General features: G+C 58.0%; 13 protein-coding genes and 2 pseudogenes. 3 read left to right on the forward strand and 12 right to left on the reverse strand.

The window, feature by feature from the left end; translation table 11 throughout:
• Positions 1 to 221: 221 nt before the first annotated feature.
• Together ACTJKZ_RS19230 and ACTJKZ_RS19235 are read right to left on the reverse strand one after the other, a co-directional pair.
• A complete protein-coding gene (locus ACTJKZ_RS19230) occupies positions 222 to 461 on the reverse strand; it encodes a hypothetical protein (protein WP_253420626.1) in 240 nt (79 codons plus the stop codon).
• A 4-nt stretch (positions 462 to 465) separates the two neighbouring features.
• A pseudogene (locus ACTJKZ_RS19235) lies at positions 466 to 2,046 on the reverse strand (VENN motif pre-toxin domain-containing protein); the annotation flags it as partial.
• Here ACTJKZ_RS19235 and ACTJKZ_RS19240 point away from each other — a divergent pair.
• On the forward strand, positions 1,991 to 2,179 hold the full coding sequence (locus tag ACTJKZ_RS19240; protein ID WP_285086848.1) for a SymE family type I addiction module toxin: 189 nt from the start codon (positions 1,991 to 1,993) through the stop codon (positions 2,177 to 2,179). The pseudogene ACTJKZ_RS19235 and the gene ACTJKZ_RS19240 sit on opposite strands and share 56 nt — an antisense overlap.
• Before the next feature lie 43 nt (positions 2,180 to 2,222).
• Here ACTJKZ_RS19240 and ACTJKZ_RS19245 read toward each other — a convergent pair whose 3' ends face one another.
• Together ACTJKZ_RS19245 and ACTJKZ_RS19250 are read right to left on the reverse strand one after the other, a co-directional pair.
• Positions 2,223 to 2,438, reverse strand: coding sequence for a hypothetical protein (locus ACTJKZ_RS19245; RefSeq protein WP_010671622.1), 216 nt, complete (start codon positions 2,436 to 2,438; stop codon positions 2,223 to 2,225).
• Positions 2,438 to 4,270, reverse strand: a pseudogene (locus tag ACTJKZ_RS19250) (VENN motif pre-toxin domain-containing protein); the annotation flags it as partial. The gene ACTJKZ_RS19245 and the pseudogene ACTJKZ_RS19250, both read right to left, overlap by 1 nt.
• A 71-nt stretch (positions 4,271 to 4,341) precedes the next feature.
• Between ACTJKZ_RS19250 and ACTJKZ_RS19255 the strand changes: the two are divergent.
• Positions 4,342 to 4,491: a hypothetical protein gene (locus tag ACTJKZ_RS19255; protein ID WP_440829948.1), complete on the forward strand. Its 150-nt coding sequence runs from the start codon at positions 4,342 to 4,344 to the stop codon at positions 4,489 to 4,491.
• Between the two features lie 79 nt (positions 4,492 to 4,570).
• Here ACTJKZ_RS19255 and ACTJKZ_RS19260 read toward each other — a convergent pair whose 3' ends face one another.
• The 7 genes from ACTJKZ_RS19260 to glyQ all read right to left on the reverse strand — a co-directional run bounded on the left by ACTJKZ_RS19260 (position 4,571) and on the right by glyQ (position 22,244).
• A complete protein-coding gene (locus tag ACTJKZ_RS19260; RefSeq protein WP_253420620.1) occupies positions 4,571 to 5,113 on the reverse strand; it encodes a DUF3916 domain-containing protein in 543 nt (180 codons plus the stop codon).
• Positions 5,113 to 6,489: a VENN motif pre-toxin domain-containing protein gene (locus ACTJKZ_RS19265; protein ID WP_440829949.1), complete on the reverse strand. Its 1,377-nt coding sequence runs from the start codon at positions 6,487 to 6,489 to the stop codon at positions 5,113 to 5,115. The genes ACTJKZ_RS19260 and ACTJKZ_RS19265 overlap by 1 nt, the downstream gene beginning before the upstream one ends.
• Before the next feature lie 140 nt (positions 6,490 to 6,629).
• Positions 6,630 to 6,845: a hypothetical protein gene (locus ACTJKZ_RS19270; protein WP_440829950.1), complete on the reverse strand. Its 216-nt coding sequence runs from the start codon at positions 6,843 to 6,845 to the stop codon at positions 6,630 to 6,632.
• Positions 6,846 to 6,850: 5 nt separating this feature from the next.
• Positions 6,851 to 17,068 (reverse strand): hemagglutinin repeat-containing protein, encoded by a 10,218-nt coding sequence (locus ACTJKZ_RS19275; RefSeq protein ID WP_440829951.1) that lies wholly within the window; start codon positions 17,066 to 17,068, stop codon positions 6,851 to 6,853.
• Positions 17,069 to 17,126: 58 nt separating this feature from the next.
• Positions 17,127 to 18,857 (reverse strand): ShlB/FhaC/HecB family hemolysin secretion/activation protein, encoded by a 1,731-nt coding sequence (locus ACTJKZ_RS19280; RefSeq protein ID WP_440829952.1) that lies wholly within the window; start codon positions 18,855 to 18,857, stop codon positions 17,127 to 17,129.
• Positions 18,858 to 19,235: 378 nt separating this feature from the next.
• The gene (gene glyS / locus ACTJKZ_RS19285; protein ID WP_440829953.1) at positions 19,236 to 21,305 is read right to left on the reverse strand and encodes a glycine--tRNA ligase subunit beta; all 2,070 of its coding nucleotides are present in this window, start codon (positions 21,303 to 21,305) and stop codon (positions 19,236 to 19,238) included.
• 9 nt (positions 21,306 to 21,314) lie between these two features.
• Complete coding sequence (gene glyQ, locus ACTJKZ_RS19290; protein ID WP_167429501.1) at positions 21,315 to 22,244, reverse strand: glycine--tRNA ligase subunit alpha; 930 nt, start codon at positions 22,242 to 22,244, stop codon at positions 21,315 to 21,317.
• Between the two features lie 220 nt (positions 22,245 to 22,464).
• Between glyQ and ACTJKZ_RS19295 the strand changes: the two genes are divergently transcribed.
• On the forward strand, positions 22,465 to 23,460 hold the full coding sequence (locus ACTJKZ_RS19295; protein ID WP_161733202.1) for an acyltransferase: 996 nt from the start codon (positions 22,465 to 22,467) through the stop codon (positions 23,458 to 23,460).
• Here the strand turns inward: ACTJKZ_RS19295 and ACTJKZ_RS19300 are convergent.
• Entirely contained in the window at positions 23,445 to 24,377 is a 933-nt protein-coding gene (locus tag ACTJKZ_RS19300) for a GlxA family transcriptional regulator (RefSeq protein WP_161733204.1), read from the reverse strand. The two genes, ACTJKZ_RS19295 and ACTJKZ_RS19300, sit on opposite strands and share 16 nt — an antisense overlap.
• Positions 24,378 to 24,385: the final 8 nt, after the last annotated feature.

Genomic DNA, 24,385 nt, shown 5'->3' on the forward strand with positions numbered 1-24,385 from the left:
GTGCGAAGCCAATCTCCAGGGGCAGGATTCAGGGGCGGACTGGGTGCGGGAGAATGGCGAGGTGATTATCGGCGGTGACTGGCTGACCGGGTTTGGTATCACGGATGCGGAACAGGTCGAAATTGTCGCAGCAGCAGATGTGTTGCGGCTGCAGCGGCGGTAAGAGGAGATTCAGGGCTTAAAGCAAAAATCCCGGCCAGTTGGCCGGGATTCATAGTCAGTTAAGATATTTTTAGTTCTTCCGTCGCTTCGGCTATTATTTGTAAAAAACTACTTAAGCTAAACTTCATTTTATCCTGTTCAGCCAATACCCTAGCATCCGAAAAAAACTCAATCTCAATATTATCAGGCCCTTTATCTTTGTTTAATTGGCAAAGTATTTGATCCTTATAAGAGATCTCGGCTGTAATTTCTTCATATTTAGAATCACTGAAGAAGGTTATTTCAAAGTCATTATTCATATTTTCATCTCGGATTTTTAGGATCTAAGAAACCAGAAAATGAACCATCTGAGTTATAGCGCACCCCTCTTCCATCAGGAAGCCTGTACTCTACACCTCCTCTGGAAAGATCTGTTTTTATAGTATTAGTACTATTCAAAACTTCGTTTACAAACTTATTTGCAGCTTCGCTTTTTTGAGCTGGGTTACCTTTTAATGGTTCAAAAACACCGCCAGGCCTGCCAGCATGTTTCTCCCATGCTCTGGCCGCTGCGGATAGACCCTGTTCGTTAATTGGCTTGTTGGCTGAAGAAACAAGATCATCTTTCTTGAAACGATCAAAATTATTGTTCTGGCTACTTTCATTGTTCCGCGCATTCTCCTCATCCTGCGGTTCCCATCCACCCGGCGCTCCCGATCCTGCACCGCCCAGCTCAGCTTTCTCCGCATCCGTCAGATCCTTCGCCACATTCGGATCGCGGGAGTTTGCAGCTTCGTCACGCGCTTCAACGATTGAAGGGCCATCAGTGATCGGCAGCGTATCCGCTTCAGTTCCTGACCCTTTCAGAGCCTTATCCAGTTCTGATGCAATGTTGTTATTCGCATCCTGAACAACTTTATCTCCCGGACTCGTCGGCAGTCCCGGAACAGGCACTGGCATGTACCTTGGCAGTAAAAGGTTGTTATTTTCCAGCGACGTTTTCCCCGCCTGAGCCCCCGCCACAACATCCGTCGTGCTGTCACCCACAACGCCGCCAGCCAGACCCGCCGCTAACGTTCCCAGCGCACTTATCGTCTGTCGCTGCTCCTCAGACAGGTCTTCACGTTTAACGCCCGGATACATCTGCTGCGCGATGTACTCGCCCATCACCGCGCCCGATGCGCCCGCCAGCGCCGCGTTGCCCGCCGCGTACGAGGTTACCGCACCCAGCACCGCGTGCGCCATCAGGTTCGCCTGGACATTAACCTTACCGTTCGCGTCCGTCGTCAGTTCATGTATCTTTTCCGCCAGGTACGGTGCCGACGCGCCGCTTATCGCCTGCGCCACGTTCCCGCCCGACAGGCCCTGCACCGCCGCCGTCACTGCGCTGATGCCCTGCTGCAGCGACGAACCCGTGCCGAACGGCTTCATCGCGTTGTCATACGCCCGCTGCGATATATCGGCTTCCGTATAAGGGTTACCGCTTGCCGCCAGCTGCTCACGCGCCGCCTGAAGAGCAGCCGGATCCTGCTGCGCCTTCAGGCCCGCTATCTGGCCCTGCGTCCGGGCGATATCCCCCGCCTGAGCCCCGATTTCCCCGATAAGCTGCGCCGCCTTCAGCCGGTTCTGCTCCTTCTCCTTGTCGAAGATGACGTCCAGCCCCGGATTCGCGTTCGCTACGTCGCGGCTGAGGTCCGCCACGTTCTGCTTCTGCTTCGACGGGTCGCGGATGACGATAGTGCCTTCGCTCACCGCCGCCTTCGTGGTGGAGTCCGCGCTGCCGCTGTCGTTCAGCCCCGCCAGCATGCCGGTGTCGAGCTTATTCAGGCTGGCATCTGCCGTACTCGCGATGACCGCGCCGTTCAGCTGCGTATGCTCACCCACCGTCACGTCAAAGCCGCCCTTAACGTATTACATCCGCTGTCCCAGCATCAATCTCAGGGGCTACTGGCTGGAAGAGACGGGGTTTGAGACCGTGCAGCCGGTTAAGGTTATGGTTGAGCGCGAACAGTTGATCATCCGGCTGGCTGAGGTGTGATTGGTGGGTAAAAGGATCCCGGCTTTGTGGCCGGGATTTATGATTAACGCTTGGCTAGTTTGTTGCTAATAAAAACACCAAAGCTGAGCATTATTCCAAGTATTGAGCCAGTTGTCGCTGACCCCTTAACATCTTCTAATGAGAAGAGTAGATTACCACCGACAAATAAATAAGCACTCAGGCGGAGAATGAATGTCGCCGAGATGCAAAATAAAATCATAACAACAACACTGATTAATAAACTTATCAGTAGTTTCATTAGTTGGCGTCTCCATTCGATTTTATTTGATCCTGTAGGATATTCCCTGACTTCTCAGAAACGTAAGAAGCCCCAACGTTACCTGCTGCACTTGGATATTTGCTCGGCAGCATTTCCTTCGATATCCCCAGTTGTCCTTTGACTTCGGTATATTTCAGTAGGTCAGGATTGAACTTTGGATCCCAGCCACCAGTGATCCATTTACCAGCGGCATTTGTCCCTGAAGAGATCAATTTACCGGCTCCATAACCTAATGCCGATCCTGCACCATTAGTTATCGCACCAGTTAGCGGATCATCGCCATTGATTTGATTCGTTAAGGCTCCTCCGACAGCGTTCCAGATCACTGTACCGGTCAGGCCATTTCCAATGGTGATAACGTTTGTCCAGCCAGCGACAACAGAGTTAATCGGGTTCACCGTGCCATCTTCAGCGTACTGAGCGCCTGCATTAACCCCTGCACCCAGTGCCCACATTGCCTGCGCTGGAGCTGTTAAAGATGCCACGCCGCCAGTTGCCAGCGCTCCCGCAATCGCTTTATTCACCGCCTCGCCGCGCTGGCAGCTAACTGAAGAAGGATCGGCTGCACAGGACATCACGTCTTTACCCTGCTTCTGCACGAACTTTTTCTGTCCCGCTTCGGTTCCACCAAATAAGTTGTTATTAACGGCGTTCTGTCCCGCCTGCGCGCCCGCCACCGCGTCCGCAGTGCTGTCTCCGGTCACACCTCCAGCCAGACCCGCCGCCAGCGTTCCCAGCACACTAATGGTCTGCTTCTCCGTTTCCGACAGGTCACTAACCGTTTTGCCCGGATACAACTGCTTCATAACAAGCTGCGCCATCAGTTCGCCGCTGACCGCTCCGGCTGCACCCGCCAGCGCATTGTGCCCGGATGCGTAAGACGCTACCGCCCCGACAACCGCGTGGGCCATCGCCTGCGCTTCCGGGTTGCCTTCCGTCAGCTTATGTATCTGCTCAGCAAGATACGGACTTGCCGCGCCGCTCAACGCCTGAGCCACATTCCCGCCCGACAGACCCTGCACCGCCGCTGTCACCGCGCTGATGGCCTGCTGCACCTTACCGCCGGTGCCGAACCCGCTCTCCGCGAACGCCTGATTATAGTAATTGCTGTAAACCTGTTTATTGACGTCGCTTGCGCTGTACTGCTTCGTCGGATCCTTTACTTTCAGCTCAGCCAGCGCTCTGTCGCGGTCGGTCTGCGTGGCGCCGGACATTTTTTCATTCGCCTCCAGGGTCGCGATGATCTGGCCCTGCGTCCGGGCGATATCTCCCGCCTGAGCCCCGATTTCCCCGATAAGCTGCGCCGCCTTCAGCCGGTTCTGCTCCTTCTCCTTGTCGAAGATGACCTCCAGCCCCGGATTTGCGTTCGCCACGTCGCGGCTGAGGTCCGCCACGTCCTGCGTCTGCTGTTCCTTATCGCGGATAACGATGGTGGCCTCACTCACCGCCGCCTTCGTGGTGGAGTCCGCGCTGCCGCTGTCGTTCAGTCCCGCCAGCATGCCGTTCGCCATGTTCCCGGCGAACTGACCGCCGATGCCGCCGCCCGTGCTCATGCCCGCACTCTGATGCTCCACCTCATATTCCGCATGGTTCTCAATGTCGCTGAAGCCCAGCGTGCCGGTGTCGAGCCGGTTTTTATCCGCCGCCGCCGTCGAGCTGATGACCGCCCCGTTCAGCTGCGTGTGCTCACCCACGGTCACGTCAAAGCCGCCCTTCCCGGCAAAGATGCCGGTCTGCTCCGCCACGCTCTGCCAGTTGCTGTGCATCTTATCCCGGCTCACGTTCACGTTCGCCGACCCGGGTGACGCGCCACGATAACTCGCTGACAGTAACTATCGTCACCGATGAGGCGGAGTGGAGAGAACTCTGCGAAGCCTGTAGCTTGCAAATACAGGATTCATGCGCAGATTGGGTGCGCGAGAATGGCGAGGTGATTCTCGGCGGCGACTGGCTGACCGGCTTCGGTATCACCGAGGCGGGACAGCTGGAGGTTACCACTGCGCCCGGTGTGCTAAGGTTGCAGCGGCGGTAAGCGGGAAGATTCAGGGCTTAAATGCAAAAATCCCGGCTCACTTCACACTGGCCGGGATCTTCCGCTAAAAAATAGAGGTCTATTTTTTACTGACCTCACCAATATACCAGTGCTCTGAATGATAAAGCTCACCCTCATCATTTTCACAGACCCTTAGTATTCCTAACTCCGAAAAACCTTTCGGTAATTTTAAACCCCATTCTCTGATCAAACTTCTATCACGCAGTAAACTTAATTCCCCAAAAACATTAACCCCCGGCGATGTATGCATATCGAAATACTCTTCAGAAGTAAATAAACATAATTCACTTGAAAACATATCAGGCAAAACAATACTGCACGTAACTCTTATATCATTTTTATTAACAGGCTTGGCTTGATGAATTTCATATGCTGCATTTATCAATACCTGTGCACAATATGACTGAATATCATGACTAGTTTGCTTCCCTTGAACCAGTGAAAAATGCACCGGAATTTTTACATTCCAGTAGCCATTAGAGTAGCCTTCAGAATTAATCTCTGGAAATTTAGACGCGTACGACTCCGACCATCTCTTTAATGATCTTAATCTGCGAGGTATTCCTCGCAATTTCTTGTTACTCATTGCTAGTTGCCGCATTATATTTTCCTTCCCTTAGCTGCCTCAGTCTTAATCTTATTAATAGTCCCATCAAGATTTAATACTGCCTTGAATTTACCTTTGCTGTCGAATACTTCAAGATGATTTTTATGCTGCCCATCCAGATAGAATTGATCGCCTTTTTTTATCACATCGCCAATGTCACTACTTGCTTTATAAATGCTCTGACCTTGATATATTTGACTACTTTTTTGAGCACTATTTTTTATTTGAGCACCAAGCCCCTGTTGGGTAAGAAATTCTTTCATATTTCCCACGGCTCCAGCATTTGGCACATGTGGAACTTTTTTACCCGGTAATATAATCCCGGCCAGCATGCCGCCCGTAGCTTCCAGCGCCACCTGGTTTCCTTCGGATGCCTGTTTGATCGTATCTGCAACCACAGACCAGGTATCGCTGCTCATCAGCGCCTTAACGCTGTCCGCTACCGCCTGATTCTTACCGGACAGGTCATTAAGCGCCGTACCGCAGTAACTGTCCCCGGTAGCACATGACGCCAGCGCCATTGCTGCGTCAGCAGCGTAATCAGCTCCACCTAATGCCGCATCGCCGGTATCGGCAAGGGCATTGATAATGGCGATGGAAGAGGTTGTACCCTCACCCAGCTTTTCCCTGACCTGATCCTTCAGGGATTCAGCGGCCTGTTTCGCCGTTGCCCGCGCCTGGTCACCGCTAAGCGAGTTGAATTCGAGCGACGTTTTCCCGGCCTGCGCGCCCGCCACCGCATCCGCCGTGCTGTCACCCACAACGCCGCCCGCAAGACCCGCCGCCAGCGTACCCAGCGCGCTTATCGTCTGCCGCTGCTCCTCAGACAGGTCACTGCGCTTAACCCCCGGATACAGCTGCTGCGCGATGTACTCGCCCATCACCGCGCCCGAGGCTCCGGCCAGCGCTGTATTGCCCGCCGCGTACGAGGTTACCGCACCCAGCACCGCGTGCGCCATCAGGTTCGCCTGGACATTAACCTTACCGTTCGCGTCCGTCGTCAGCTCGTGTATCTTTTCCGCCAGGAATGGAGCCGCCGCGCCGCTTATCGCCTGCGCCACGTTCCCGCCCGACAGGCCCTGCACCGCCGCCGTCACCGCGCTGATGGCACGCTGCACCTTACCGCCGGTCCCGAACGGTTTCTGCGCCGTGTCGTAAGCCTGCTTCGCTATTTCATCTGCCGTCGGGTTCAGCTTCCCTTTTTTGACCAGCTCTTCCCTCGCAGCCGCCAGTGCTTCCGGATCTTTCTGCACCTTCAGGCCCGCCATCCGCGAACTGTGGGGCTGCGTCGAGGGCTTAAGCGTGGTGCCCATCAACCGGAAGAAGGTGGCGCAGTGGCTGACGGAGTTCCCTGGTGCGATGCACAGCACCAGTGACGCGCCGAAGTTTAAGCGTGATGACGGGCATTTTGCGTAGGGGCTGATAAAACAAACCGGCTATTAATGAAGTGAACCCCTACTTGTTGGATGTCCAACTTTATGGAGTCAGCCCATTATAGCCGGGCTTTTTATCAATAAAAGTCTTCTCGACTGAAGGTAATACCAGTGGGGGAAACATCATCTTTATCGAAGTACACTGTGTTTTCTTTCCCATGAATTACTACAGAGTAACCAAAGACAGTATTCTCCTCCTCGCTTATTCCAAGAACGACTCCCTTGCAATTTGCGTACTTACTATTTTTAGCATCCGCTTTAATTTCTACTTCTTGATAAAAATCTATTTTCATAGTTTTCACTTATGCGTAACTTTTCCATCAAGGGAGATATTAAGGTGAGAACCATCTCGCGTTGCCCAACCTAACTGAGCTTTACCTGTTCGTGATAACTGGACATCCCACTCAAATGCCTGGCCCGCTGTACGAGATGGGCCTTTAACCCATTCATTCCCAAACTTGTCAATGTAACCTTTATTTGGGCCTCTTGGCAGAGGTTGAGATGCAGAGTACCCCTCTGGCGGTATATAACGAATTTTACCTTCATTCGGTAGCTGAACATAGTTGATACGACCTTTAGTCGACCACGGTTGCGCAGCTCCGCCTGTGCCTGAGGGATTGAAAGGTGGCTCTTCTATATAAGCAGGATTCTTACCTGTCTGCGCCGAACTACTTCCCTTCATCCCATAAACCGCGCCACCAATCGCCGCCGTGGTATGAACGCCAGCCATCGCGGTATAGAGGCCGTCTGCTGTCTCCTTACTCACACCCCAGTTTTCAGCGATACGGTTAACGTTGGCTTCGCGCTCCGCTTGCGCATCCGCCGAGGCATACTGCCACATCAGCGCGTCAACCTGACCTTTTCCTTCTTTATAAACGCTGCCCATCGTGCCGATATACTGGCCGTCGAGCTGCTGGTCATAACTCTTCGACATCGCTGCCAGTTCCTGCCGCATTCCCTGGCAGGCTGCTGAAGAAAGCCCTTTACAGGCTGAGTCTAACGCTGCATCGAATGCCTTATCTTTCGCATTCAGGTCACTGATTAACTTCTCAGCCTGCTGTTTCTTTTCGGCTTCCAGATACGGCAGCGACCACTTCGCATCCTGACGCTGCTTCTCGCCTTCGGCGTGCAGCACATTATTCTCAACCGCGTTCTTACCCGCCTGCGCCCCCGCCACCGCATCAGCCGTGCTGTCACCCACTACGCCGCCCGCCAGGCCCGCCGCCAGCGTCCCCAGCGCGCTTATCGTCTGCCGCTGCTCCTCAGACAGGTCTTCACGTTTAACGCCCGGATACATCTGCTGCGCGATGTACTCGCCCATCACCGCGCCCGAGGCTCCGGCCAGCGCTGTATTGCCCGCCGCGTACGAGGTTACCGCACCCAGCACCGCGTGCGCCATCAGGTTCGCCTGGACATTAACCTTACCGTTCGCGTCCGTCGTCAGTTCATGTATCTTTTCCGCCAGGAATGGAGCCGCCGCGCCGCTTATCGCCTGCGCCACGTTCCCGCCCGACAGGCCCTGCACCTCCGCCGTCACCGCGCTGATGCCCTGCTGCAGTGACGAGCCGGTGCCGAACGGCTTCATCGCCGTGTCGTAAGCCTGCTTCGCTATTTCATCTGACGTCGGGTTCAGCTTCCCTTTTCCGGCCAGCTCCTCTTTCGCCGCCTGAAGAGCAGCCGGATCCTGCTGCGCCTTCAGGCCCGCTATCTGGCCCTGCGTCCGTGCGATATCCCCCGCCTGCGCCCCGATTTCGCCTATCAGTTGCGCCGCCTTCAGCCGGTTCTGCTCCTTCTCCTTGTCGAAGATGACCTCCAGCCCCGGATTTGCGTTCGCCACGTCGCGGCTGAGGTCCGCCACGTCCTGCGTCTGCTGTTCCTTATCGCGGATAACGATGGTGGCCTCACTCACCGCCGCCTTCGTGGTGGAGTCCGCGCTGCCGCTGTCGTTCAGTCCCGCCAGCATGCCGTTCGCCATGTTCCCGGCGAACTGACCGCCCACGCTGCCGCCCGTGCTCATGCCCGCGCTCTGATGCTCCACGTCATATTCCGCGTGGTTCTCTATGTCACCAAAGCCCAGCGTGCCGGTGTCGAGCTTATTCAGGCTGGCATCTGCCGTACTCGCAATAACCGCACCGTTCAGCTGCGTGTGCTCACCCACCGTGACGTTAAAGCCGCCCTTCCCGGCAAAGATGCCGGTCTGCTCCGCCACGCTCTGCCAGGTGCTGTGCATCTTATCCCGGCTCACGTTCACGTTCGCCGACCCGGTCATTGAGCCGAAGGTAAAGCTGCCGCCCGCGCTGGCGCTCTGCTGTTTGCTGTCGTAGCGGTCGCTGTCCTGCTCTGAGGTCAGCGTCAGGTTGCGGCCCGCGTCCACCTTCACGCTGTTGCCGCTTGCCTGCGCGCCCGTGAGCGTCGTGTCGCGCCCGCTGGTCAGGCTGAGCTGACTGCCCGCGTCCAGCGTGGTTTCGCTGTGCGTCAGCCCGTTGCCCTTTTCGCTGCCCTTCGCCGCATTGACGCTGGCCGACACGCTGATGCCGTAGCCGCCCGACCCTGCGCCGATGCCCACCCCGGCGCTGCCGCCTTTGCTGCTGTTCTGACTGTCGGTGCGCTGGGTGTTCTGCGCCGACTGCAGCAGGATGTCACGCGACGCAGCCAGGCTCAGGTCGCCGCCCGCCTTCAGCTGGCTGCCGGTGATGCTGATGTCGCCGCTCTGCGCCGTACCGTTTTTGCCGGTTGCCGTGACGTTAAGATTCCGGCCCGCCGTCAGCGTGCTGCCCTGCGACTGACTGCTCTCAGTACGCGTCTCGCTTTTCGACGACTGGCTGCCATACGAGGCGCTGACGCCGATGGTGTTGGTCGATCCCGCCTGATAGCCGTCCTGCCCGGGCTTCAGGTCGCCAGCGGCATTGTGCGCGTCCGCGGCGGCAGTGTTCAGCCCGTCCATCTGAGCCGCCTGCGCCGCCTGCACACCGTTCAGCGCCGCCTGGGTGTTCTGCAGCGCGCTGACCCGCCCGTCGCCCGACTTCCTGGCCTGCTGCGCGCTGCTCACCGCCGTGTTGAGCGCGCTGCCTGCCGTGCCTGACAGGGCGATGCTCAGACCGCTCTGCTTCGTCTCGGTTTTCTCGGTGCGCGTTCGCTGGTCATAGCCCGGATCGATGCTTACGCTGTCGCCCGTCAGGTTCATGTCTTTACCCGCTACCAGGTCCGCGCCGCCGACGTGCAGCCGGTTGCCCGCCGTGACGTTCACGCTGCCCTGGCTGCTGCCGACGGTGCTGACGCTCTGGCTCTGGGTGGTGCCCTTCTCATCAATCTCATGACGGGTCGACTGCTTGCCGACCGTGAAGCCGATGCCGCCGCTGCTCAGCAGGCCGCTCTTTTTGTTCTCCTGCAGCTGATAATGGCTGTCGGTCTCGGTCGCCGCACCAATCTCCACGTCGCGCCCGGCACGCAGGTTCACGTCCCGGTCGGCGGCAACCGCAGAGCCGGTTACCGTCAGGTCACGTCCGGCGATGACCGTGACGCTGTCGCCGCTCAGCAGGCTGCCGTTTTCTCGGGTGGTGACGTCCCGCATCACGCTGTGACCGCTGCTTTTGTTCAGCAGACCTTTATTCTCTGAGCGTTCTTCACTGTAGAGCGACTCACGTTCGGTGGCTGTATTCAGCACCACGTCCTGCTTCGCCTGCAGTCCGACCGCGCCCTGTTCGCTGTGCAGCGTACTGCCGATAACGGTGACGTCGCCCTCGTGCCCGATCACCGTCACGCCCTGCTGCCCGCTGAAGGTGCTGCCGGTGCTGCTCTCGCGCACGCTTTCTTCTTCACGGTGGGTGCGGGTCTTGCCCTCGCGCTTGTTTTCGCTGTCCTGAGCTACCAGGCTGGCGCGTGCGTCTTTAATGGTAACGTTCTGCGCGCTGACGCCAATGCGGCCCTCGGTACTGTCAACCTGCGCACCTTCGGCCAGCAGGTTATTACCCGCCACCAGCGTCACACCCTGAGCGCCGCTCAGGGTGCTGAGCAACAGACGATCTTCCTGGCGACTATTGCTGACCGACGAGGTCCGGCTGTCGGCCTCAAGATGGGTGGTATTGGTGGTGGTTTTAGCACCGATGCGAATGTCTCCGCCAGCCTGAACCCGGGCGGAGCCGGAGGCGCTGGCCTGGCTGCCGGTCAGCGTCAGATCACGACCGGCCGAGAGCAGAAGGTTGCCACCGGCGTTAAGCTCGCTGCCCTTTGCCTGCTGCCACTCACCGCTGACCTGCGCCATGCGCCTGCCCGCTTCTTCCATGCCGCTGCTGGTGCGGTTGCCCATCGCCCCGGAGATAACCTCCAGGCTGCCGCTATGGCTGCTTTTTGCGGTACCGATCTCAAGGTTATTGCGTGCGCTCAGGCTGAGATTATCGGTGGCGTCCAGCTTCGCGCCCTGCAGCCGGATATCGGTACCGCTGAGGCTGATATCCCCAGCACTCATCGTCGCCTGACGCAGGGCATTCTGCAGATCGGTGCTGATCGTGAGGCTTTCCGCCTGCACATCGATGCTGCCCGCCTTAATATCGCCGCTCAGGTGCTGAAACTGCCCGCTGTCGATGGCGAGTGCCTTATCCGCAAACAGATTACCGGCATTGGTCACGCTGTCCGCCGAGAGCTGCAGGTTACCGCCGCCAATCACCGCGCCCGCGCCGGTCAGGCGCAGCGTGTTCTGGGCCAGATAAACTTTCGGCACCCACACCGTCTGAGGTCCGTCTGCCGTATCAACCGTTTCGCTGACCAGCCAGACGATATCCTGCTGCAGCGCCGCAATCTGTTGCGGCGTCAGCGCCACACCCGGCACCAGATGGAAATCCTGCGCCACTTTTGAGCCGTTATTCATTAGCGCCTGATACTGCTCCATTGCATCCCAGCCGTTAACGGAAGGCCTGCCGGTCAGTTTCAGGACCTGCTCGCGCACCAGGCGCTGCTCATAAAAACCGTCGCCCAGCCGTTTATGCACCTGTGACGGGTCATAGCCCACGCGTTCGAGCAGATAGTCGCTGCTGATAAATTTGCTCTGGCTGGTGAAGCGCTCGTCAGTCACCACCAGATACGGGCTGCCCGCCGCAGTGTGCTGGCTGAACAGGCCGTTATCGGGGAGGGTTGTGGCGACTTTCTCCAGCTGTTGCAGCGCCGTCAGTGCCAGCTCAGCCGGTAACAGCGGGCGACCCGAGGAATTACCCGCCGCAAGCTCTGTGTCGCCGTCATGGTGAGCGACGCCGTCTACGGCAAAAGCCAGCGGGTTACGTTCATACTCTGCGCGTTCGGCATCCACCGCCTGCAGCGCCGCCTCAAGCTGGCTGATCTGCGCCTGATTAACGGTGGTGTTACTGATGCTCGCTCCGCTGATACTGACATTACCGTTGCCGGTAATGATGCCATCAATGGTAGCCAGGGCCGTGGTCTCATCAGAATTGAAGGTCGGGTACCAGTGATGGGTATTCTGGTCATAATGGTCGACAATCACTTCCTGGCGTCGCTCATTGACCGAGTAGCCCCGGTTATCAATGCTGCCACCGCCGTCCACGGTCAGATTGCCGTTAGCCGTGATCACGCTGGCGTCATTGAGTAATGCGCCGATGATGCGTAGCACCATGTCGCCACCCGCAAGAATGCGCGCGCCGATACCTTCACTGACCAGCCGATCACGCGTCACCGTGCCGGTTACGCTACGCTCACGGAAATTGTTGTAATCAGTGACGAAAAGCGCATTGTCGATGTCGATATGCTTTTCGGGATCCCACTGCTCAAGACGTCCACTGTTGGCTTCGCGCCATACCGTGTTCTGATAAGGGGTTGGCACATTTTTTTGCCGCAACCCACGGGTTTCATAGAACGTCATGGCATAGGTGCCGTCGGCATTGGGGTTCAGCGCCAGATAGTTAACCCACAGATCGGTCAGCACGCCCTGATTGTTCATGACGCGAACCTGGGCGCGTTTGCCTGCAGCGTCAATCGCCAGCAGCGTGCCGTAAGGATTATTCTGTGCCGCTGCTTCATCCTGGAAGGTCAATTGCTGAGTGGTCGACGCCATAGTGCTGAGATCCGTATTGGTCTCTCCGCCATAAGAGCGCCAGTAATAGTTATAACGATGCCAGCTGTAGTCGCTGCTCTCGGCCTCGCGCTCTATCACCAGTCCTTCGCGCAGGTTGTCGAGCCGCCGCGCCTCCAGCGTCATATCACCATCTGCTTCGATAAAACTCGCCCGGTTCTCGATCAGGTCATCGCTGTGCAATGACAGGCGATCGCCGCTGTAGAGCAATGCACCCTCTTTGTTGCTCAGCCGCTCGCTGGCCTGCAGCGTCAGGCTTTGCGTTGCGGCAATGACCGCAGTCTGTCCGTGATTATCGATAACCCGACCACGCACGGTGACCTCATCGCCTATCACGGTGGCGAGGTTATCCAGCGAGTCGACATTCAGCGTCAGGTTGTCGGCTTCAAGCCGCCCGCTGTTCAGAAGCGCACCCGTCGTGAGCTGAACGGTTTTACCCACCAGCATCGCCGGATTGGTTATGCCTGCCGCATTCAGCACAAGATTACCTGGCAGCAGCCAGTCCACCAGGTTAGTAAACGCCCCGCTCAGCGAGAAAGTCACCGTGCCGTTACTGCTGATGGTTTCACCCGCATGGCGGGTGTAGTCCTGTTGTGCAGTCAGCGTCAGAGCTTGCAGGCCTAGCAGCGTGCCGCCCTGATTATCGAAAGAGTGTGCATGGATGTTTAATGCGCCAGCACTCTCCAGCCGTCCGCTCTGATTGAGCAGCACCAGCGGTGAATCAGTCGGTGAGAGATCACCGTTGAGGGTGAGATCGCCATTCGCCAGCACCCTTCCCTGCCGGTTGTCCAGCTGTGCAACACCGCGCAGCATGAGCGTTCCGGCGCTCTGCAGCCGTCCGCTGCTGTTATCGATGTCACGGGCAGCGATGTCGGTAAAGGTCGTACCGAGTAACAGGCCGCCGTCGCGGTTACTCAGACGATCGGCCTGCAGTGAGAGTCCCGCCTGGCTGCTGAGCACACCCTGTGTGCTGTTATCGATCGCCGTGGCCTTCAGCACGAGATCCTGAGTGGCGACCAGCTGGCCGCCCTGATTGTTCAGTTGCGCAGCGTCAAGGGAGAGCGCCGCGCCGCTGTGGACTTTGCCCTGCTGGTTGTTGAGCACATTGAGGTGATAATTTCCCGCGCCCTGACTGATCAGCGTGCCGCTGGCATTCTCCAGTTGCCCTGTTGTCAGATTAATCGCCTCACGACTGCTGAAGATGCCCTGACGGTTAGTGACCGTCGCGGCATTAACCTGCTGTTCACCGTTGCTGCGCACCGCACCGTCGCTGTTATCCATCTGTCCTGACAGCTGCAGGCTGAGCTGTTGCTGGCTGTCGATGTGGCCGCCCGCGTTGTTCAGCGTCTGCGCATCAAGCTGGAGCGCGCCGCCACTCTGCACGTTGCCCGCCCGGTTATCCAGATCCCCGGCCAGGTTCAGCCTTAACTGCCGCTGACTGTAGAGCAGACCGCCCTGGGTATTATCAATACGCGCAGCGGTAATAGTCAGCCCCTCACCAGCCAGCCACTGACCACCCGCATTGTTAATGCTACCGGTGCGGTTGCCTTCGGTCTGACCCTGAACGGTAAGCTGCTGCTGAGCAGAGACTTTACCGGCCAGGTTGTTGATATCTTGCGCAATGCGTAACGCCATGCCAGCAGCCGATTGCAACACGCCGCTGGCGTTACTTAGCCAGTTCGCCGAAAGTTCAGCCTGCTGCTGACTTTGTACGATGCCCGCCGTGTTATCGAAACCGGCAGTCGTAGCAGTCCAGCTCTCCTGGCTGCCCATCCAGCCCTGCGCATTGCCAATTTCCTGCGCCTGGAGCGTCTGGCTTAGCCGACTGAAGATGCGGCCATTACTGTTATCCAGACGGCCCGTGAACTGCATATCCAGCGCGTCCAGCGCATTGATCGCCCCCCCGGCATTCAACAGATTTGCGGCGCTGGCCTGGGTGCTGCCGTTGCTGGTCAGTGTGCCGCTTTGGTTGTCCCAGTCACCCGCCAGGTTAAGCGTCAGTGCCTGCTGGCTAAGAACCTGCCCTGACTGGCGATTGTTTAGCGCGCCACCCTGCAGGAGCAGATCGCCGCCGCTTTGCAGCGACCCGCCATCGTTATCAAACAGTGTCGCGGAGGTGCCATGGATCGCGAGGGCGTTTTTCGCCGTGAGTTTGCCGCCCTGGTTGAGGATATCGCCACGGCTGGTCAGGTCCAGATCACCGCCAGACTGCAACCGGCCGCTGACGTTATTGAGTTGATTGGCCGTCGCCGTAACCTGCTCGCCACCCTGCACCGTCCCACCGCTGTTCTCCCAGAATCCGCCGCTGTTGAGCGAAAGATGATGACCCGCTTCGATCCAGCCATCGCTGTTGTCCAGGCCCTGTGCCGTCATCAGGCTCAGATCCTGCAACGCAATCACTTTGCCCTCTGAATTATCCAGCCCGTTTGCCGTCAGGCTCAGATCACGCTGGCTGGTAATCTCGCCCTGCGCATTGTTCAGATGCTGCGCGGTCAGCGACAGCTGGCCGCCGTTCAGGGTGCCCGCGTGATTATCCAGATCGCCGCCCGCGCTAAGCGTCAGCGCATTACCGGCCAGAAGATTACCCTGACTGTTGTTAACCGCGTCGCGGGCAGTGATAGCCAACGACGCCTGGGTTTTGATGGTGCCGCCCTGGTTATTCAGGCTGCCGGTCTCAAGCGTCAGATCGCCGTTGCTGCCCAGCTCGCCCGACGTGTTGTCAAACAGCCCATCAATCCGCCAGTGCTGCGCTGCGTTATCAAGCGCAACCATACGGCCACGCTGATTGTTCAGCGAGGCGGCCTGGAAACTGAGCTGCTGACTCTCAATCGAACCCTCGCTGTTGTCCAGCCCGCCAGACAACGTAAAGCGGCTTTCGCCACTGCCGGTCTGCGACCATCCCGCCTGCTGGCTGAACAGGCTGCGCCCGTCGATCTGCCAGCGTCCGGCGCTAATCTGTGCCTGCTGCGCCTCAATATCTCCAGAGGTGTTTATCACCAGCTCCGTGCCATTAATCACCGCCTGACGCACGGCAACACCCGCTTCCTGAGCAGTCAGGGTGGCGCGGCTGGCAGCGACCTGAGCGCCACTAAGATCGACGCGGCGTCCATGTGCGCTGATCTCTTTTTTGCTCAACAGGCTGCCACTGGCGCGAATGGTCTCCTGGCTCTCCAGTTGCAGACTGGCTTCCTGCACAATCTGGCTGCTGGCGTCGCTGCCTGCCAGCAGGTGTCCACTGCTCTGAATGCTGCGGGCTGCCGTCAGCCGTACGGCACCAGCCGCCGCCAGGGTGCCGGACTGGGTAATCCCGCCTTCACGGCTCTGAACCGTCAGCTGACCGCCACTGTGGAGCTTGCCCTGATAATCAACGCTATCTCTGGCCGTCAGGCTGATGTCGCCTGCGGCCTGCGTGACGCCATCCTGTGCCGTCGATTGCCAGACAAGTTTACCTTCGCTGCTCACTACCAGCGTTTTACCCGCCTGCACCTGAGCGTTCTGATTCCGCACCCCGACGCCTGCTTCGGTGCCAATCATGCGGATCTGGCCGCTGTACATGCCGCCCATCTGACCCATGTCGATCGCCAGTTCAGGTCTGGCGCTGCCGTCGTCAGCCAGCGGTATGACCGTCTGTGTGTCGGCACTGATGCGGTTACGCCCAGCCACCACCGTCAGCTCTTTTTTGGCCCAGACACCCGCATTGATCTCCACCGCGCGGGCCAGGACGTCTACGTATTCAGTATCATGACGTGCATCGCCGTTGAGTCCGCCGCCTTCAATCCGCACCACGCCGCGTTCGACCTGATAACCCGCCAGACTGCCGTCAGCGTTGAGCTGTGGTTTGCCGGTGGTCAGCGTCATCCGTCCGGCGTTGATAGTGCCGCATCCGTTACAGACAATCCCGGCCGGGTTGGCAACGATCACCTGCGCCCGTCCGCCCGCCACTTCCATATAACCGCGCAGCTGGCTGGGATTATTGCTGTTTACTTCGTTGATGATCACCCGCGCCGGTGCAGCACCGGGCTTGAGGTTCGGGTTGCCCTGAATCATTCCGGCCAGTTGTGTTGAGGTCATCACTGCGGAGTTATTCAGGACAGCGCCGTTCTGCGCGACGCCGAATTGCTGATACTGGTTATGCGAGATACCCGCCTGATTGGGGGCGGTGATATTAACCTGTGGTAACCCGTTCTGGGTGGCGATGACGTCCGGCCGCTGTCCTGGCGTAGCATTGCTATCGGCCACAATGCCGTTCGCCAGTGCTGGCCCGGCAAACAGCGCCAGTCCCAGCAGCCACGCCGTGCGGCGTAAAGTAACCCAGAGCCGGGGCGCGCCGTTGCCTCGGCTCTGGCCGGGTTCCGTGCTGCAACTGCGGGCAAGTTCTGACACCACCCGGAGTTCCCCATGGGTGCGGCTGAAGATAATGCGATAGCAATGTTTATTCATGGGTTACATCCGTGTGAAAGTCACTGTTTCAGATAGCGGTGATCACCCGCTTTGTTGGTCAGATTTCCAGGTTAACGCTGAAACCCGCCGTCGCGCCTGAGGTATGAAAACCCTCGGGTTTACAGAGCGGCACGCCCGCAAACAGGTCATAGCTGAAGCGACCCCAGAGTGAGCCGCGTACGCCGATGGCACTGCCTGCCAGCTGATGCCCGACCAGGTCCCGCGTCGCGGGTCCGCTTACCCGGCCATAATCGGCAGCCAGATAGAGCTCATGCCCGCGTGAGAAAAGGTTCCAGCCGATTTCGTTGCGCCACAGCAGACCTTTTTCCCCCGACAACATCTGTTCACCGTCAAAGCCGCGTACCGTGTAACGCCCGGCAATCGCCATGCGCTCCTGCGGCGTCAGCGCATTCGGACTCCATTGTCCGCGCACGCTGCTATAGACCCGCCAGGGTTGCTCGCCCAGGGCGAAAGGATGGTTGATGCCGAGGTCGCCCAGCAGTATGCCGGTACGCGCACTGCCCTGATGACGCGACTCTTCTGGTGCAGGAAGCGCATTAAACGCCCCGGTACCGCGCCGCCAGGCGATACTGGCGTCCAGCGTGCTGCTACTCAAATAGCTATGCTGATTCAGGCCCAGTTCCCAGCCCGCAGTGCGCCGCTTTTGCTGCTCAATGTCGATATCGTTGACGGCGTTGGTGGAGTGTTTGCGGTAGCCACGCAGATTAAGCGTGGTTTTGTTCGACTGATCGCGGTAGAGCAATCGGGAGACCGTGAGCTGGAAATTATCGCTCTTGCCGCTGTAGCGCAGCACCTCATTGGCATTGGGGATGTTCTGGTGATAGGTGTAGTCGTTGTAGTTGGCGGAAACGGCCCAGTAGCCTATCGGGAAAAAGTAATTCAGGGTGTGCGAGCGGTTACCGAACGGCCCATGCTCAAACAGATTTTTGCCAATATTGGCGTAAAACAGATCGTTCTGCGCAAAGGGCGCATCCACTGCGAGGGTGGCGGAACCGAGATAGCGCCCGGTACTTTTAGATCCGCTGTCATCCAGTCCCAGACTGAGCCGTACCGGTCTGCCTTCGTGCCAGTTGACCTGCAGATCGCTGGTGGCTTCCTGCTCGCCCGGCACGATTTTAATGTCAGCTCTGGCGCTGGGCACCCGCTTAAAGTTCTCCAGGCCCTGCTCAATATCCCGCAGATTCAAAATATCGCCCGATGACGCCGGAACGGCATTCCACAGCCGTCCACGCCAGGAAACAGGTTCTTCGAAGCGGATCTGGCTGATACGGCCAGGCTGCAGCGTCAGCGTTAATACGCCTTTAGTCAGATCCTGCTCCTGTGCCATGACGCGGGTGGTGACATAGCCTTTGGCGAGAATTGCATTCTGCACTTTGTTAATGACCAGCACGATGCCCTGTCCGCCCAGACAACGGCCGGTGGCGTCTGAAGCAGCATCAAGCGCCCACTGAAAACGGCTGGCTTCGTCGCCAGTCAGGGCGATCTGATTGATGGTAAAGCAGGGCTGCTCACTGGCAGGATAACCGGGCAGACGACTATCAGGACGGGGAAGATGTTCATTCGCCTGCGGCGCATTCTGCTGTTGCAGCACGCGCTCGCGCGTCTGCTGACGCAGTTGCTCGCGGGCATCAATCACCTGGCCTTCTTCGCGGGGATTATTGGCTGGCGGCGCTGCCATCAGCGGTAAAGAGAAGCAGAACAGCGCGCCCGCGACTATGGCGAGCAGAGGCTTTGGCGGATGCCAGAGCGATAAACAAATCCTTTTCATGAAAATTCCATTTCACTAACTGTAACCGGGTGTAAATTTTGGCGAATTATCCATCAGAAAGGGACAAAAACAAGGGGGAGGGCTATTTTTGAGGCGGTTTCTTAACCTCCGGATTGATGAAAAACCTTAGAGTATTACAGGAGAAAAATTAACAATTAACCTTCTGATATATAATAATATTTATCACCTGTAGCATCACGGCAGCCGATTTCTGATGACCGGCAATGGCAGTTTGAGCACTTTAGCGTATTCATTTGCATCCTAAAAAATGGCCGCTATAGCGGTCACACTCAGATATGAGTTGAAGACATCAGGCCTGAAAAATCCCATAAAAAAAGGGACGATTGCTCGTCCCTTTTTCGTACTACGCTAAGAGAATTACTGCAGAAGCGAGATATCCGCGACCTGCAGGAACAGCTCACGCAGTTTTGACAGCAGCGTCAGGCGATTGACCCGCACTGCCTGATCGTCGGCGTTCACCATCACTTTGTCGAAGAAGTTGTCTACCGCGGTACGCAGCTGGGCCAGTTCGACCAGCGCATCCTGATAGCGGCCTTCAGCGAAGTAAGGCTGCAGCTTGCTGCTCAGCGCAGTAACAAAGGTCGCCAGCTGGATCTCTTCGTTCTCTTTCAGCAGCGACGCCTGCACGCTCTCATTCAGCGTTTCGGTCGATTTTGCCAGAATGTTAGAGACGCGCTTGTTCGCCGCCGCCAGTGCTGCGGCGGCCTCCAGCGTACGGAAGTGCGACACCGCTTTCATGCGTGCATCAAAGTCAGCCGGACGGGTCGGACGACGCGCCAGAACTGCCTGCAGCGTATCAATGCTGTGACCCTCTTCCTGATACCAGGTGCGGAAGCGACCCAGCATAAAGTCAATCACATCATCCACCACGCGGGCGTTGCTCAGCTTGCTGCCGTACAGACGTACTGCTTCTTCAGTCAGCGTCTGCAGGTCGAGTGGCAGGTTTTTCTCAACGATGATACGCAGCACGCCCAGCGCCGCACGACGCAGTGCGAACGGATCTTTGTCGCCTTTTGGATGCTGACCAATGCCGAAAATACCGGCCAGCGTATCCATTTTATCGGCAATCGCCAGCGCACAGGCGACCGGGCTGGATGGCAGATCGTCACCGGCAAAGCGCGGCTGATACTGCTCGTTCAGCGCAACCGCCACATCTTCGGCTTCGCCGTCGTGACGCGCGTAATGCATGCCCATCACGCCCTGGGTGTCGGTGAACTCGAAGACCATGTTGGTCATCAGGTCACACTTCGACAGCAGGCCCGCGCGGGTAGCGTGATTCACATCGGCGCCGATTTTACCGGCAATCCAGCCCGCCAGGGCCTGAATGCGATCGGTTTTATCGCGCAGCGTGCCCAGCTCTTTCTGGAACAGGACGGTCTCCAGACGCGGCAGATTGTCTTCCAGACGCTTTTTGCGGTCGGTATTAAAGAAGAACTCCGCATCGGCCAGGCGTGGACGCACCACTTTTTCGTTGCCCGCGATAATCTGGCGCGGATCGCTGGATTCGATGTTAGTGACGAAAATGAAGTTCGGCATCAGGTTGCCGTCATTGTCATACACCGGGAAATATTTCTGATCGCCTTTCATGGTGTAGACCAGCGCTTCCGCAGGCACCTTGAGGAATTTCTCTTCAAAGGTTGCGGTCAGAACCACCGGCCACTCCACCAGCGACGTTACCTCTTCCAGCAGGCTGTCGCTGATATCGGCGTTGCCGCCTAAGCGGCGTGCGGCCGCTTCTGCATCGGCTTTGATCATCGCTTTGCGGACCTGATAGTCAGCAATGACCTGGCCGCGTTTTTCCAGCACATCAGGATAGTGATCGGCACTTTCGAGCGTGATTTCGCTTTCACCCATAAAGCGGTGACCACGGATAATCCGGTCTGAGGCGATGCCCAGGATGGTGCCAGGGATCAGCTCATCGCCCAGCAGCATCGTCACGGTGTGCACCGGACGAACGAACTGTACATCGCTGTCGCCCCAGCGCATCAGTTTTGGCACCGGCAGCTTGCTGAGTGCAGTCGCAATCATCGCGGGCAGCAGCGCCTGGGCCGCTTCGCCTTTCACCTGGGCGCGATAGACCAGCCATTCGCCTTTATCGGTGGCGAGGCGTTCCGCCTGATCAACAGTAATGCCGTTACCCCGCGCCCAGCCTTCGGCGGCTTTGGTGGCGTTGCCGTCAGCATCAAATGCCGCAGCGACCGCAGGACCGCGCTTCTCCACTTCCCGATCGGGTTGTGCGGCGCTCAGGTTCGCGACTTTCAGCGCCAGACGACGCGGTGCAGCAAACCAGCTGACCTCGCCATGGCTCAGGTTAGCGGCATCCAGTTCAGCGGTGACCTGCGCGGCAAAGGCTTCTGCCAGGCTGCGCAGGGCTTTTGGTGGCAGCTCTTCGGTGCCGATCTCCACCAGGAAGGTTTGTTCAGTCATGGCTGCCTCTTACTTATTTTCTAGTTTTGGCGCTTTACGAGCACACATCGGGAAGCCCATTGCCTCGCGAGAGGCGTAGTAAGCTTCAGCCACGGCTTTGGTCAGGGTGCGAATGCGCAGGATATAGCGCTGACGCTCCGTTACCGAGATCGCTTTGCGCGCATCCAGCAGGTTAAAGCTGTGCGCCGCTTTCAGAATGCGTTCGTAGGCGGGCAGTGGCAGCGGTTTTTCCAGCGCCAGCAGATGCTGCGCCTCTTTCTCGTACTGCTCAAAGCAGGTAAAGAGGAAGTCGACGTCGGCGTATTCGAAGTTATAGGTGGATTGCTCCACTTCGTTCTGATGGAACACGTCGCCGTAGGTGGTTTTGCCCAGCGGACCGTCGCTCCAGACCAGATCGTAAACGCTGTCGACGCCCTGGATGTACATCGCCAGACGCTCCAGGCCGTAGGTGATCTCACCGGTCACTGGCTTACACTCCAGGCCGCCAACCTGCTGGAAGTAGGTGAACTGCGTCACTTCCATGCCGTTGAGCCACACTTCCCAGCCGAGTCCCCAGGCACCCAGCGTCGGGTTTTCCCAGTTATCTTCCACAAAGCGAATGTCATGCACCGTCGGATCCATTCCCAGCTCTTTTAACGAACCAAGATACAGCTCCTGAATGTTGTCGGGTGACGGTTTGATGATGACCTGGAACTGGTAATAGTGCTGAAGACGGTTCGGGTTTTCACCGTAGCGGCCATCGGTAGGACGACGGGATGGCTGCACGTAGGCGGCGGCGATCGGCTCCGGGCCGAGTGCACGCAGGCAGGTCATCGGGTGTGAAGTGCCAGCGCCCACTTCCATGTCCAGCGGTTGGACAATGGTGCAGCCCTGACGCGCCCAGTAATCCTGCAAGGTCAGGATCAGCCCCTGAAAGGTTTTGGTATCAAACTTTTGCATGTTGAGTGTGCACGCGCTTCGGTTAGATTAAAAAAAGAGGCCGACAGTATACCCTTTGACCGCGCGATGTGCAGCCGTAAATCCTAGGCACTACCGGCGCGTTTTCGCGGTAATTACGGGCGCTGGCATACAGATGGCTCCGAATCCTGCTGGCGGCAGTTGTTGCTCTGGTCGCATTTGACTACCCTTTTGCGCACGGAGCTATGCGCAAGAGGACGCCATGTCGCAGAAGATTTACTGGATCGATAATTTACGCGCGGTTGCCTGCCTGATGGTGATCGTGATTCACACCACCACCTGGTATATCACCGGGCCGATGGCGGTAACCGGCACGACCTGGGATGTGGCGAATCTGCTGAACTCGGCATCACGCGTCTGTGTTCCACTGTTCTTTATGATCTCCGGCTATCTGTTTTTCGGCGAACGTAGCGCCCAGCCGCGTCATATGCTCCGGCTGGTGCTCTGTCTGCTGTTCTACAGCGCGGTCTCGCTGGCCTATATCACCTGGCTGACGCCGATCAGCGAAGGACGTTCGATCCTGAAGATGCTGCAGAAGCCCGTGTTCTATCACCTGTGGTTCTTCTTTGCGCTGATTGGCATCTATCTGATGTCGCCGCTGATCCAGGTGAAAACCGTGCAGGCACGCTATGTAGCGCTGCTGGTGCTGGTGCTGGCGGTACTCGCCAACCCGAATACGGTCAGCCAGTCGCTGGGCCCGTTCCATTTTCTGCCGGTTAACCTCTATGTCAGCGGTGACAGCATTTACTACCTGCTCTATGCGCTGCTGGGACGGGCGATCGGCACCATGGACACGACCCGGCGCGGCCTGACCCCGCTGGCCGCCGGGCTGTTTATCGCCTGTGTGATTGGCATTACGTTAGGGACGAAAAAGGCGCTGATCGTCAACGGGGCGTTTAACGATACCTGGTATCTCTACTGCGGACCGCTGGTATTTATCGCGGCGATCAGCCTGCTCATCGTGTTTAAAAACAGCCTGAATCAGCGCACGCTGCCCGGTTTTACCGTGATTGCGCGCTATTCACTGCCGATCTACGGCTTTCATGCGCTGTTCATTCACTATCTGCGCACGCATCACTACGATGATATGTCGCGTCCGTGGCTCGATCTGCCCTGGGTGTTCGGACTGACGCTGGGTGGCAGTCTGCTGCTGGGGATGGCGCTGAAACGGGTCGATACCCGTCACTTTGTCAGCTGATCGGTTTCCCGCTGGCGGGCGCGTCGCAGCTGGCGCGCCGATGAAAATCCCGCCGCCAGCGCCGCTTTCTCAGCGGATTCACCCTGCTGCTGACGCTGGCGCGCCACGCCAACCCGCAGCTGCTCATGGTATTCCCGCACGCTGATCCCCAGATGCTGACGAAACAGCCGCGCCAGATGACGGCTGCTGACGTGGGCGCGCCCGGCCAGCTCGGTCAGCGTCCAGCCATGCTCAGGATGCGCAATCATCAGGTCCTGCGCCCGATGAATGGCCGGATGCAGGTGATTGCGGTAACGCAGCCAGGGTGAAAGCTGCGGGTCGTCACCGGCGCGGCGGAACCAGACCACCATTTCCCGCGCCACGGCCAGCGCTGTTGGCGTATCGCAGAGCTGATTCACCAGATGCAGCGCCAGGTCGATCCCCGCCGTGATGCCCGCGCTGGTCCAGATATTCTCATGCCCGACAAATACCCGGTTCTCCTGCACCTGAGCGCGCGGGGCGACCGCTTTCAGACGGGCAATGACATCATGATGGGTGGTGCAGGGCACGTCATCGAGCATGCCCGCTTGCGCTGCCAGCAACGCACCTGAGCAGACGCAGACCAGCATAAAGGTCTGCGCGCGCAGCGCGGCGTGCTGCCGCATCAGCCAGTCGCGTGCTTCTGTGGCCTGGGGTGTGGAATAACAGATCTGCGAGTCATAGACGCCCGGCACCACCAGCAGGCTCCCGGCGGGCAACTGTTCTGGCAAGGGTTCGATGCCGCCAATGGTCATACCGGTGGAACAGACCACCTCCGGCTGCGGGCCAATGTAGCGCAGCGAAAAGCGATCCCCCGCCAGCTTCAGCGTTTCGGCCGGGCCGGTCAGATCCAGTACCATGACGCCAGGCAGGGTTAAAAACCAGACGGTATGTGTCATGCTGGCCT

Origin of the sequence: Pantoea sp. 22096 (genome assembly GCF_052045955.1) — a bacterium.
GTDB classification, from domain to species: Bacteria; Pseudomonadota; Gammaproteobacteria; order Enterobacterales; family Enterobacteriaceae; genus Pantoea; species Pantoea alfalfae.